Source organism: Agarivorans albus, assembly GCF_019670105.1.
Taxonomy (GTDB): domain Bacteria; phylum Pseudomonadota; class Gammaproteobacteria; order Enterobacterales; family Celerinatantimonadaceae; genus Agarivorans; species Agarivorans albus.
Genome location: NZ_AP023032.1, coordinates 4,338,193 through 4,351,469 on the forward strand (window position 1 = coordinate 4,338,193; position 13,277 = coordinate 4,351,469).

Genomic DNA, 13,277 nt, shown 5'->3' on the forward strand with positions numbered 1-13,277 from the left:
TCCCGAGAGTGCTCTAAAAACTCCCATAATAGGCATTCTAGAGCGCATGAAAAGCGCTAATTTTAGTTTTTTTATGCGAGCTTAATTTTTTATTACTTCAGCGCAACAATAAAACGTAAATAACAACAAAAAAAAACAACTGAAACAGCTCACATTTTCATACAAATCTACGCTTTGGCCCATAGGGAGGGCACTGCACATTTGTTAACATGATCAACAAGATAACCACTTCTATGAAACCTATGAAACAAGCATCAGCAACCTTAAAAGACGTAGCCAAAGTAGCAGGCGTATCTCATCAAACGGTAGCTCGCGTGGTGAGAAAGTCACCCAAAGTTGCTGAAAAGACACGTATTAAAGTTGAGAAAGCCATTGCCGACTCTGGCTACTTGCCAAATCGCATGGCTCAGCAGCTGGCTCGAAGAAAATCTCTCACGCTGGGTTTTGTCTCAATTGATATCTCCTTACACGCTATTTCGAAAATTGCAGAAGGCATTCGTAAAGAAGCAGCGAAGCAAGGTTTCACCTTATCAATCTCAACCATGAATGAGCTAAATCCAGATGCTTGCAACCAAGCTATCGACGAACTGCTTGGTCAACAGGTTGATGGTTTGATCATTAATACCTCGGTGACCCACACGATGATCAAACAGATTCTAGAACGCGGCAATTTGCCCCCTTGCATCTTCATCGACTTTGATAAAACCAGCGAAGCCTTGCAGGTATCTCATGATCAAGTTGGCGGGGCTAGCCTCGCTGCGCAGCACCTTATCGATTTAGGCCATACCAAGATCGCCCTAATTAACGGTGCAGAAGACACCTGTGTGGCTCATTGGCGTGAAACAGGTTGGTTAAACACCTTAGAAAATGCCGGGCTTAAACCGGTACACACCATTCATGGTAAATGGAATGCTCGTAGCGGTTATCAAGCTACGATAGATTTGCTCGATGCTGGCCACGATTTTACAGCGCTACTGGTGGCTAATGATGAGATGTGCTTAGGTGTGTTACGCGCCCTAAATGAGCGCCACATTAAAGTGCCAGAAGACATATCAGTAGTGGGCTTTGATAACCACGAAGACAGTGAGTTTTATAACCCGCCGCTTACCACTGTTGCGCAAGACTGCCTAGAACTGGGTGAAAAATCGGTAAGTTTATTGATGCAACGAATGAAAGAGCAAGCACCCGAGCAAGCACAAGTGTTATTGCCAACTCACTTGGTGCAACGCCAAAGCACAGCGCCAGTAAAATCTTAAGGTCTTTAGCGAAGGACTTAGCGCTTAACTAAGGCTGTTTCATTGGCAAACCGCGGCTACGTTTTGTGTGCTCGCCATATACACGCGCCCAACCTCAGTTGTTCAAATTGAGCCTTAAACGAAGAATTCAACGGGCTACATGCATACAAGCCAAACCTGACCGAACAGCTTGCAGCAGCCGGCGGATCGCTTTGCTCCGCTGAGGTAGCCCCAAGTTGATGCAAGTGAAAAATCCGCATTTGCTGATAGTTAACACCGTCTTTAGCATACTCAATTAAAAAGTCTGGCCCGCGACGACTTAAGCGATACCAAATGTGTTGTGGAGTTGCGATGTCTGTCGTGGCCCAATCGGAATAACCTAAGTTAGTGACCACCGATCCCAGCCGCGATAAGTTAGCTGTTTCATACTCAATAGAAGCTTTAAACCAGTTCTCGTCGTTGAGGTAAATAATCACCCCAGCTTGGTCAAACTGAGCTTGATAATTGAAGCTTACTTTCACGCTCAGGCTAAAGTTGTCTGCTCGCTCAATCAATAGTGCCGGCGCATTGTCATTGCGAAAACCATAATAGGAGCGCTGCCAGAAATCGGTATTGGCTTCAGTTTCGATCACTAACTGGGTTTCTTCTAAAACAAATTGCTTAGGGCGGTTAATCCATTGCCCCTGTGAAAAATCTTTCATCATTTCACTCCTGCTGGCTTAGGCCCTTGGCGAATAGCGCGCTAGCTTGTGTTGTAAGCTCCGCTTCACCGTGGGCCACTCATGATTAGTGATTGAAAACACCACCGTGTCACGATAACACCCTTGATCATCCACACTATGGTTACGCAAAACGCCATCTTGTTTCGCGCCTAAACGGGCAATCGCCGCGCGCGATGCTTGGTTATGCCAGTGGGTTCTAAACTCTACTGCAATCGAATCAAGCTGCTCAAACGCGTAGCCTAACAGCAGCAACTTACACTGAGTATTTACCACCGAACGCTGGTAACGTTTAGCGTACCAGGTATAGCCAATTTCCAAGCGTTTATTCACCACATCGGCATTGCAAAAACGGGTTGCACCAATCAATTTATTTGAGTGTTTATCCAGCACTACAAAGGGCAAAGCCACACCTTGCTGCTTTTGCAACAAAGCACTATCCAAATACGCATCAATGTTGCTGGCGTTAGGCACGCTGGTATACCACAGCTCACTCAAATTGCCATCGGCCTCAGCGCTGAGCAAGGCATCTCGATGACTTGGTAACAAAGGGCTAAGCAATACATCATCACTGGCTAACTCGGTTTCGATTAAGTAAGGCTGTTGACTCATCGCGCATTCCAAATTGGCTATTTAGTACAGCTCAGATTAATACGCAAGCAGATGAATAGAAAGCAAAAAGTGTGATTAAAAATCAAACTACAGGCGCGGTTGTTTTGACTACACTTAAGCGTAGTGATTGCAGCATCGTTACTCTCTATGGTTGGCTGCAACAAGCAAACTTTCACAACAAACTAAGGATCATTATGGGCATCATTATTTGGTTACTGATTGGCGCGGTAGCGGGTTGGTTAGCTGGCAATATTATGAAAGGCGGCGGCTTTGGCGTAGTGGGCAATATTGTAGTGGGTATTGTGGGTTCGGTAATTGGAGGCTTTGTCTTTGGTTTACTGGGCTTTGGCAGTACCAGTATGCTGGGTTCGCTGATTACCGCTGTAGTGGGCGCAGTTATATTGCTCTACATCGTGAGTATTGTGAAAAAATAAGTCGCAAAAGATGAAACAAAAAAGCCAGCTAATTAGCTGGCTTTTTTAATTATTTAAGACTTGATTAACCTTTCACAGCACCTGCTGTTAGGCCGTCGATCAACTTACGAGAAGTCATCACAAACAAAATCATTAATGGCACTACCGCAATGGCGGCACCGGCACAAATTGCACCCCAAGGTACCTGGCCAGTACCTTGCAGCGCACGTAGTGCTAGCGGCACGGTAAACATCTTCATGTCGTTCATTACAACCAATGGGCCCATGAAGTTGTTCCACTGACCAATAAAGGTAATAAGACCAAGCGTACCAAAGGCAGGTGTAATAAGTGGAACCACTACACGCCAGTAGATAGCAAACTCGTTACAGCCATCCATACGAGCCGCTTCAATAAGCTCTTTTGGAATCGCACTTGAGATGAACTGACGCATCATAAAGATACCCATTGCACCACAAGCCATTGGAATGTAAAGCGCACGTGGTTGGTTCATCCATTCCAGCTTAGACATAATCAAAGCGGTTGGAATCATGCCCAAGAATGGAGGTAATAACATGGTGCCCATAATCAAAATGAACATTAAGTTACGGCCTTTGAACTCAAACATGGCAAATGCATAACCCGCCAACGAACAGAAGAATAAGTTCAATATGGTAGTAATTAACGCTACGTAGAAACTCAAACCAATGTTGTGCCAAAAGTACGGCAATGCGTCTAACAAAATACCTACGTTGTTAATGAACTCTCCACCAAACCACACTGGGGGTGGCACCGACAAAATCGATGAGTTGGTATGCGTTGCAAATACAAACATGAAGTAGAACGGGGCCAACATGATGATTGAGCCCATCCCCACGATGAAATAAGCAATGATATGGCTTTTAGTTAATTTATTCATAATTCGGTCCTACTTCTTCTCACCGAGCAATTTATTGTTACCCCAGGTGAGGAAGGCAATCAGAGCAAACAGAATCCAAGAGATTGCTGATGCAGTACCAAAGTCACCCTCTACGAACGCGGTAATGTACATGTGCATTGCAGCTGTTTTACCTGCTTGCTCAATACCACCGGTACCGCCAGTAATAATGAATGGTTCTTCAAATAACTGCAGGTTACCAATAATGGTTAAGGTTACTGCGAAGAACATCATAGGCTTAAGCATAGGTACAGTGATGTACCAGAATTGCTGCCAACGTTTAGCACCATCTACTGTTGCCGCTTCGTATAAATCTTTTGGAATGGTTTGCATTGCAGATAAGTACAATACCGTGTTCCACCCCACGTAGCGCCAGAACACTACGAAAGCAATCATCGTTTTAGTATATTCAGGACGGTTCCAGTCAATATTGGCGGTTGGGAATAACCAAGCCAAAGGTTGAATGTCGCCAACTGTCCAGTTACCTGCCGAAGTGAACAGCATGTTAATCATGCCGAAGTCACGCGAGAACAAGGTAGTGAATACCAAAGAAATCGCCACCGACGAGGTAATGAAAGGTAAGAAGTACATACCCACTACCGTGTTACGGCTGCGTTTAAAGCTGGTATGTAAAAAATAAGCCAGTGGTATAGCTACTACGTGCTGGGGAATACCCGCAGCCAAGGCTATCCAAATCGTGTTGTAAACAGATGTTTGGAACCAATCATCGGTTAAGGTAAAGGTAAAGTTCTCGATACCTACCCATTCCATGGCGGCTAAACCAGCTGCCGGCTCCCAGTAATGAAACGATAGAAATAAAGAAAACAGTAAGGGAAATAACCCAAACACAGCAAAAATAACAAAAAATGGACTGACAAATACGTAAGGAGCCCACTTATAGCCACTAGCATTTAGTCGCTGCTTTAGGGTCCGCTTTCTAATTTTAACTACTGGTGGTCTTACGGCAGACTCGACAGAAGACATCTTTAACTCCCGACAAAAAGAAAGAGAGGGAGGCGAGCTCCCTCAGTGTTAATATTAACGTCTAGCGCGACGTTTGATTTGTTTCGCAGCGTCAGCTAACACAGTGTCAATGTCAGCGTCACGCTCTAGTACAGCTTCTAAAGCATCGTTAATGATTTGCTCAGCAACTGGATCATGCTTGTGTACGTCCATTGCTGGAATACGGTCAGCAGCTTCTTTCCACTCTACGCGAGCCACTTGGCCGCCTAAGTACTCAATTGGCTGATTAACAAAATCATCGTTTTGAGCTTCAATAAGAGCAGGGAAAGCGTCTAAGTCACGGAATGCAGCAATTTGCATTTCTTTGTTCATAGTCATGAACTTAATGAATTCCCAAGCTGCTTCTTTGTTTTTAGCTTTCTTAGGAATACCGTAGAACGAACCACCCCAGCTAGCGTATGCGCCTGCAGGTAGGTGAGAAGAGCGCCATAAGCCTTTACTTTCTGGTGCAATCCAACCGTTTAAGTGACCGCCTAACCAAGCACCCATCATTTGAGAAGCGATAGTGCCGCGACGTAGACCTTCGGTCCACTCAGAGCTCCATGCGCCTACTTGAGCATCGATACCTGCTTCACGAACCGCTTTCGCTAAACGGAATGCTTCTTTAAAGCGGTCTGACTCAACAGTGATAGAGTTATCTGCATCAAAGTAGATGCCTTGGCCGTCTTTTAAGCCACTGCGAATTACGATGTCTTTGATATCTGTCGCACTTGAAACAAGGTAAGAACCTGTTGCTTCCTTAATTTTCTTACCAGCTGCAATGTAAGAGTCCCAATCTTTAGTTAGGTCTGCTTTCGTTACACCTGCTTTTTCTAAGATATCTTCACGGTAGAACAATGCACCCGGGCCAATATCGGCTGGGATAGCAGCCAAAGTACCACTACCACCGGTAGCTAGTGGAACAGTGAACTTAGAGAATAGTTTTTCGTATTGCTCTGCGCTGTAAGGAGCGGCACGCAGATCTTCTAAGCCACCAGAAGCTGCAAAGCGGCCAATGTAGCCATATTCAATACCCATTACGTCAGGCAGGTTACCGCCAGTCGCAAGAGCAGTAGTCATTGCATTGTGGTGGTCACCGTATGCAAGTGAAACTAATTTAATTTCTACTTCTGGGTGAAGCTTTTTGTATAGCGGAATTGCTGAGTTTACCGCTTGGTCAAAGCTTGGGAATGAAGCAACTGTTAGGGTAGTTTTTGCCCATGCTGACGTTGCGGTTAACGCCAGCGTGGTGCCTAGGGCTAACGCTACTGTTCCAAGTTTCTTTTTATTAAACATCCTATTCTCCTAAGTACATGAACTTTATTATTATTCAATGTCGCAATTGGCTAGTGCGCCTACGCTTTTACAAGCGCTGGGAGTAACTAGTTCATTTTTGGCAAGATTGCCTTTCCGGTTTCATTGTTAAACAAGTGGATCCGCGAGATATCGAAGAACAACTCCACTTTATCGTCCATATCAGCGTTTACATCATCAGCAATTGCCACTTCAGCAATAAAACGTGCACCATCCAGCTCACACTGCACGTGGTAGGTAGAACCAAGAAGCTCGACGCCGATAACATCAGCTTTCACGCTACCAATTGTTTCTGATTCAATAGAACGTTGATGTAGATACAGGTCACTTGGACGAATGCCCAAGGTACATACTTGGTTGTCTTCGCTGTACATCGCAGGTAAGTCGATGTGTTGGTCAGAGAATACCAAGCTTGATACTGTGCCAGCTTTCTTGATAGTTGCTGGGATCATATTCATTTCTGGTGCACCAATGAATGAAGCCACAAACTTGTTAGCGGGCTCTTCAAAGATTTGTTTTGGTGTACCTACTTGCTCAATGTAACCGTCTTTAAGAATCACGATGCGATCGGCCAAGGTCATAGCTTCTACTTGGTCGTGGGTTACATAGAGAGTAGTTGTGCCTAGCTTGTCGTGCAGGGTTTTAATCTCAGCACGCATAGAGCCACGAAGTTTGGCATCTAGGTTAGATAAAGGCTCATCGAATAAGAATACTTCTGGAGTACGTACCATTGCGCGGCCCATTGCCACACGCTGACGCTGACCACCAGATAACTCTTTTGGCTTACGTTGCAGCAATGGTGTTAGCTCCAACATGTCTGCCGCGTATTTAACACGCTTAGCAATCTCATCTTTTGCTACGCCGGTCATTTTCAAACCAAAGGCAATGTTTTGCTCAACGCTCATGTGTGGGTATAGCGCATAGCTTTGGAACACCATGGCGATGTTACGTTCCATTGGGTGTAGGTCGTTAACTAATTCATCGGCGATGAAAATCTCACCGTCTGAAATATCTTCCAAGCCAGCCAGCATTCTTAGCGTTGTTGATTTACCGCAACCAGAAGGGCCAAGCAAAACCACAAACTCGCCATCATTAATGTGCAAGTCGAAGCTTTTCACTACTTCCGTTTTACCAAAACGTTTTTTCAAATTATTAAATGTAACTGCTGCCATGATGTTTCATTTCCATAAGTTTTAATGTGGAGAGGCGTTAATATGAGCCAACAGATTCGCTCCGTTTCAAATCCCATGTAAGCGCTTTCTTGGAATCAACTTTAGCTAAGCCTGAAAAGGTCTTCAAACGAATAAAGGTTAAGATTTGAGGCCTGTCATAAAAAAAGCCAGTATCATGACAAATAGCAACAATTAAACTATAAAACATAATATTTACTGGCTAAAACCGCAGAACTGGCGGGAAACAGCCACCAAAAAAAACTCAATTATTTGTCTTAAGAAAGGCTTTCATAGTGTGAAAAACTATGTCAGAGGGGTATCACGCAAACTTTTGTCTGTATTGATTGGGTGTCATCTCCATCTCCTGCCGAAACAAATAATATAAATAGTGCTGGTTAGAGAAGCCCGCGGCATCGGCGATGGCGTCCACTGAAGAGGAGGTTGAAGTCAGCTGCTGCTTAGCAAACTCCATACGTACTTGGTGTAATTGCTGGTGTACCGTTTTACCAAGAACCTGTTTGAATCTTGTTTCAAGAGTTTTGCGAGATACCGCACAATAGTCGACAACTTGCTCCACTTTGATCCGGCGGTGAAAATTGCTGTTTAAAAAGAATAAGGCCTTAGTGATCAAGGGATCGGTTTGGGTAACGTTGTCGGCAGAAGCGCCACTCACCAACTCGGTAGCGGGTACCAAAACTTCACGTGCTGGCTTACCTTCGATTTGTTCTTGCAACACCGCTAAGGCTTGTTCACCAATTTGTCGAATGGGCAATACCGCAGAGCATAATGAAATGGGTGATAAAGCGCTTTCAGTAGGGTCTGCATCAATACCTATTAACGAATAGTGCTCGGGTACACTGATGTTTTGATCGTTGCATAGGCTGGCAAACTGCCTGGCCTGAGTATCAGAAGCTGCTACCACACCTACCGTGCTCTCTGGCGTCACTAACTCAGGCACCGTTAACTCTACATACTCGAGGCGATATTTAAGGGCAATTTTGGCTAGCGCAAATTTACGCTCTTTTACCCAAGGTGCGGTAAATGCTGGCACCCCGCTAAAGAAGCCAACACGACGAATACCTTTAGCCAAGAACGATTGTACGATGAGTTCTACAATGGCGAAGCTATCGGGGCTCACTCTTGCTAAATGAGTTTGAGAAGGAAGGCTTAAACGAGAACCAGAAATAGCCACTAAGGGCAGTGAAAGTTTTTCACAGAAGGCGGCCACTCCGGGTTTATCAAAATCGGCAATCACCCCACAAAAGCGATCAAGTTTCACCAAATTAGCTTCTGAAATAGTCATTACTTCAGGCTGCATCCAACGAGCCATAGGACTAGGGTTATGCGTAATGCCCTGCAATATCTCTCGGTCATAGGGATGTTTAACATCCAATAATAACAATACAGCGTTATCTTTACGCATTAAAAGGCTCCTTTGCTCCACACTAGCGGCCAATACCAGTATAAGAGTATTAGTACCTGTAACTTGGCTTAGCGGCTAGCGCTAAGCCAAGAATATTTGCAGTGGTACTAATTATTCGTTCAACCATAGGATGTTGGTCACACAGCGCGGATAATACAAACTACCTATTGGCTTACCCGAACTGAACTGATCGCAACATGCGTGTTTGCTTGCACCTAGTGTTTGCCAACGTTGGTGAGCAGCATCGGCTTCCACGCTATTGGCTAGGTCAATGTTTAATACTTTACGCGCAACGTATTGGTTTAAATAAATTTTACTTACCCAAGAGTTATCGGCGGTTGATGAGAGCTTCCATGCGCCATCAGGGTATAAACAATGCTCATCATTTAATATGTATTTTAGATGAGTTTTAAGTACTTTAATGTATTCCCCATAAGGGCCTTGTTCTGACACAGCCTCTAACAAACCCATCTCATAAGGGTAAACTATGGCTTCAATAGCTGGAATAATGGCACTGGTGGAATGCCCATCAAGCACTGCAGGAATATAGCCGAGTTGCGTATCAAAGCTGTTGCTTAACTTATCGGCGCAACGTTTAGCGGCGGCGAGAGCAATCTCTGCTTGCTCGCTTTCACCCAGATCTTGCAACACTTTAGCAATGGCTAAATACGCTGCCCAACTCTTACCTGCTAGGTAAATATTGCCACGCGCTTGGCCTAAACTGTGATCGAGTGAATCGTAGGTGGTAATCTCGCCGCCTTGCTCAGTGCGAGCTGACTCAAAGCTCATAATGCCATCGCGCAGCTCAGCATCTGGGTGGTCACGATTAAGCAAAGACTGCAAACAATCAATTAAAGTACCGCGCTGCTCAATGGCAAAATCTTGGTCATTGGTTTTGCTTATGTAAACCCCACAACACAATACCCAGTTGGTTAGCTGCTCATAGGTCATGTGACTAAAGCACACACGGTCTAAACCGGCGACCTCATAAGAACTGTGGCCTTTTGGACTCCAGTTATTCGATACACCCATGTCGTGAGTGAATGAGATACCACCCTTATAGTTTTGCTCTGGCTTAGCCGGATCGAAGATCTCGTCATAAAAACTATATTGCTTAAGGAATTGTTCTAAGGTGTTTTTCACGGTCCACGGGTTTTGCTGCATCTCAAAAAACAGCATATCAACGGTTAGGTCGAGGGTATTCATCATCAAATACTCGCCTTCATTAACCACCCAGACTGGCTCGGTGCCATCAAATAACCACTGAGTAGAGCCGTAATAACTGCGGGTAGCATGCGCTAACAAAAACTGCTGATGACTATTTAGCTTGCTCGCACGTAGCTGCTTGTCTGACGCCTCAGCGATAGCTGCATAGCTGTCAAAGTGCTCTAGGCCGTAAGCAAGCACATCGGTTAAGCCAGTAAAATGCTGGGTGTAGTAATATTGCATAGCGCGGTTAAAAGTAACATTTCCGCCCAAGTAAAAGCCTAGCGCTAAACGCAGCGTAACTGTTTCACCGGCTTTCACGTCAATCATTACCCCAGCAGTGGGGCCTAACATAAAGCAGTCATTATTTCCCATTTTGCTCAAGGCACTTTGCACAGAAAAGTGGCTAAAAGCACGTGCGCCCGGGGTTTGTGTAGCAATACCGATGCTGTCACGACAGGTTACCCCTACCATGCCATTGGCATCGCCATCTAATAGTTTGTTCCAGCGTAATTCGTCACCTTGCAGGGCAAAAAAACCGGTCCAGTCTTTATCGGAAGCATTATTAAAACTCAGCTCAACATATACTGCAGGACAGCTAGCTTGTTTAAGCTTTTTGTGTTCTGCCAAGCTCGGATCAGGCACTTCAAAAAACGGACTCAACACCTTAAAAGAAATACCAGGTGCGGCAAACGTATCGCTAGCCCAAGCATAATCACGCTGGATATCGTCAAACAAGCGTTCCGTTAAGCTAGAAGTATCATCCTTTTGCACATAGCGTTCACTTTGATCGTTGGCACCTTTATAAAATGGAAACGCGTTAACTACACCTTCACCGTCTTGATAACCCACAAATACGTTACCGGCAAAAGGCGCTCCTAACTCCAGCCCCATTCCTCCATGCTCGCCAAACTCCCCTACTGTAAAACTCGCTAACGCGCCCATAGGCGAGTGGTGTGCATGAAAAAACTGCTGATTTTGTTCCATAATAACTCCCAAGGAATTAAGGCGCCGGCAAGCTAAACCTCACCAATTACTTTAAATAATTAGCGAAATCCACGCATTTTAGCGACCAAGATTAGTCAAAACTGTTAGCGCTAACAGAGCTACAAAACAGTGTAAGCGCTTTCATGAGATTTAATCTACCCAAGCTAGATAAGTGATTCAAAGAAATAAGCGGCAAGATTTGAGTTCTGTCATAAAAAGCTGGGGCTTTATGACATAAGGAAATAGCAGATTGAAAAAACGTAAAGGCATGTGGCAAAACAAACGCCGCAAGCGACTTCACCTTAGCTAGGAATAAGATGCTAAATAGTAGCTAGAGATTGCTAAGCACAGCTGACAAAGCCTTACAATAAAGCCTCTGAAGCCATAATCAAATTTCTATCAGTACTGTATATTGAAGACCCCAACCTTGCTCGGACGCATCAACAGGCTAAAAAGGATTCTGCGCCAATGCCCCTATTCAATAAATACTTATCGATAAAAATTACTGTTAGCCTGCTAAGCGCCATAGTACTCGCTGCCTGTGGCGGTGGAGGAAGCGAAGCTGCGGCCCCAGAGCCTGTGGCTCAAGTGCCGCAAAACAATATTGGCAATGCCTATATCCTTGATACTCACCCGGATGCAGGTTTGTTAACTGGCACTATAGCCATCACGCTAAACCAACAAACTGAAAATCCTAATGCAGCTGCAGATTCGGTGTGGGTTTATTGGGCCGATGAAAATGGACAAGCCAGCGGTGAAGCATGGTTTAAAAGCAGCGCCAATAACCCCTATTCTATTGCACTACCACCACAAAGCAGTATTCCAGCAAATACCAGCGCGCTAGTATTGCACCCAGCTAATGCTCAAGGTCTGTCTGAGCAAGGCACACTTGTTCAATTTCACGACTTTAAAGGTAATGCACAATTATCCGGACCAGGGGGGAGCTACTTAACCCCATGGCAATATGGCGACGACCGCCCACACATTGCCGTGCAACGCATTGATCATCAAGGCGGAGTATGTATTTTTGATAATGGCATAGTCAGTGTGGTTGATATGCAAAATCAAACCGACCCTCGTGCCCACGATGGCGCGCAAGCGGCGTTAACAGCCAACGAGCAAGCCTACCCTGCCTATGAGTTTTTGTGCAGCGACAACCCGGTTAATACTCACAAACCCTTAGCCGATGATCAGGGCATATGGACTTACTCGGCCATTAATGACGCCATGTTCTACGGCACAGTTGTATACAAGGTATTCTTAGAGCAACTCAAAGAACCGCCTTTGGCAGACAAATTGCGCATTAGAGTGCATTACGGTAGCCAATCCTCCCAGTATATTTTTTGGGATGGCGCTTACGCCAACTTTAGCGATGGAGTTCCTCTGTTTCTAAATTTAGCGACTCTCGATCATATCGCCCATGAAGTAGCCCACGGGGTGTTAAATAGAATTAGTCCGCTTGATGGATTTGAGCAGAACATTAGCGTAGATGCGCAAACAGTGCATGAAGCCTTTGCCGACATATCTGGAGTCATGGTGAAACATGCCTTTAGCGGCGGTGATGATGTATGGGTTCATGGTGAAGAATCAGCCGGTTATACCCGCCAGTTAGATCAAATCGAAACAGAAGGTGGTGCTATTGCCAGTTATCTAGATTATGAGGATGCAGGAGACAACTACTACCTGCGTATTGGCATGCTAAGTTACCCCTTCTACCTTCTGGCAAATAAGTGGGGAATTGCGCCAACTTACCAAGTTTATGTGAATGCTGCTAAACATTGCTGGCAACCAAACTTAAGCCTTGAAAGCGCCGCCCACTGTATCAAGCAACAAGCACTAGCGGCAGGTTATGCTGCTGATGATGTGAATCAAGCCTTTAAAACAGTGAAGATAAAACTGTTTGATGAAGGTGTATTAAGCCACTATCGCTATCAAGCAAATGAGGAAGGCATTCAGTTTAGCGACAATAGCCGCAGCACCAGTGCGGTAGTGAGTTGGCATTGGGACTTTGGCGATGGCAGCAGCTCAAACTTGGCTAATCCTTCGCATGTGTTTGCTGAAGGCAGTTACCAAGTGGCTTTAACCGTCACGGATCAATCCAACGACCAAGACAGTTTTACCCGTACCATAGCGGTAAGTTCTAACTAGAAAAATGACCAAACGCTAATAGAAAAAACTCCCCGCAGGAAGGAGGCGGGGAGGAAACAAAGTTGTAGGCTGAACCACTGATAGAGTCACACTAACAGCGGTTGTTGTCGGA

Annotated in this window: 11 protein-coding genes; 3 read left to right on the plus strand and 8 right to left on the minus strand. The window is 45.1% G+C overall.

The window, feature by feature from the left end:
- The first annotated feature begins 242 nt into the window (after positions 1-242).
- Complete coding sequence (locus K5620_RS19645) at positions 243-1,256, plus strand: LacI family DNA-binding transcriptional regulator (protein ID WP_016401905.1); 1,014 nt, start codon at positions 243-245, stop codon at positions 1,254-1,256.
- Between the two features lie 56 nt (positions 1,257-1,312).
- Here the strand turns inward: K5620_RS19645 and K5620_RS19650 are convergent, their stop codons facing one another.
- Both K5620_RS19650 and K5620_RS19655 read right to left on the minus strand, forming a co-directional pair.
- Positions 1,313-1,939 carry a DUF1349 domain-containing protein gene (locus K5620_RS19650; RefSeq protein ID WP_215426407.1) on the minus strand — a complete coding sequence of 209 codons (627 nt, stop codon included), beginning with the start codon at positions 1,937-1,939 and terminating at the stop codon, positions 1,313-1,315.
- Positions 1,940-1,954: 15 nt separating this feature from the next.
- Entirely contained in the window at positions 1,955-2,566 is a 612-nt protein-coding gene (locus K5620_RS19655) for a GNAT family N-acetyltransferase (protein WP_016401907.1), read from the minus strand.
- A 104-nt stretch (positions 2,567-2,670) separates the two neighbouring features.
- Between K5620_RS19655 and K5620_RS19660 the strand changes: the two genes are divergently transcribed.
- Positions 2,671-3,000 (plus strand): GlsB/YeaQ/YmgE family stress response membrane protein, encoded by a 330-nt coding sequence (locus tag K5620_RS19660; RefSeq protein ID WP_246612302.1) that lies wholly within the window; start codon positions 2,671-2,673, stop codon positions 2,998-3,000.
- A gap of 64 nt (positions 3,001-3,064) precedes the next feature.
- Here K5620_RS19660 and K5620_RS19665 read toward each other — a convergent pair whose 3' ends face one another.
- The 6 genes from K5620_RS19665 to K5620_RS19690 form a co-directional block, all read right to left on the minus strand.
- Positions 3,065-3,895 carry a carbohydrate ABC transporter permease gene (locus K5620_RS19665; protein WP_016401909.1) on the minus strand — a complete coding sequence of 277 codons (831 nt, stop codon included), beginning with the start codon at positions 3,893-3,895 and terminating at the stop codon, positions 3,065-3,067.
- A 9-nt stretch (positions 3,896-3,904) separates the two neighbouring features.
- The gene (locus K5620_RS19670) at positions 3,905-4,897 is read right to left on the minus strand and encodes a carbohydrate ABC transporter permease (RefSeq protein WP_152783200.1); all 993 of its coding nucleotides are present in this window, start codon (positions 4,895-4,897) and stop codon (positions 3,905-3,907) included.
- A gap of 54 nt (positions 4,898-4,951) precedes the next feature.
- Complete coding sequence (locus K5620_RS19675; protein WP_016401912.1) at positions 4,952-6,211, minus strand: ABC transporter substrate-binding protein; 1,260 nt, start codon at positions 6,209-6,211, stop codon at positions 4,952-4,954.
- Between the two features lie 86 nt (positions 6,212-6,297).
- Positions 6,298-7,401 (minus strand): ABC transporter ATP-binding protein, encoded by a 1,104-nt coding sequence (locus K5620_RS19680; protein ID WP_016401913.1) that lies wholly within the window; start codon positions 7,399-7,401, stop codon positions 6,298-6,300.
- 319 nt (positions 7,402-7,720) lie between these two features.
- A complete protein-coding gene (locus K5620_RS19685) occupies positions 7,721-8,824 on the minus strand; it encodes a helix-turn-helix domain-containing protein (RefSeq protein WP_016401914.1) in 1,104 nt (367 codons plus the stop codon).
- Positions 8,825-8,935: 111 nt separating this feature from the next.
- Positions 8,936-11,017: a glycoside hydrolase family 52 protein gene (locus K5620_RS19690; RefSeq protein ID WP_016401915.1), complete on the minus strand. Its 2,082-nt coding sequence runs from the start codon at positions 11,015-11,017 to the stop codon at positions 8,936-8,938.
- 468 nt (positions 11,018-11,485) lie between these two features.
- Here K5620_RS19690 and K5620_RS19695 point away from each other — a divergent pair, with 468 nt between their 5' ends.
- Positions 11,486-13,165, plus strand: coding sequence for a PKD domain-containing protein (locus tag K5620_RS19695; protein ID WP_016401916.1), 1,680 nt, complete (start codon positions 11,486-11,488; stop codon positions 13,163-13,165).
- The last annotated feature ends 112 nt before the right edge of the window (positions 13,166-13,277 follow it).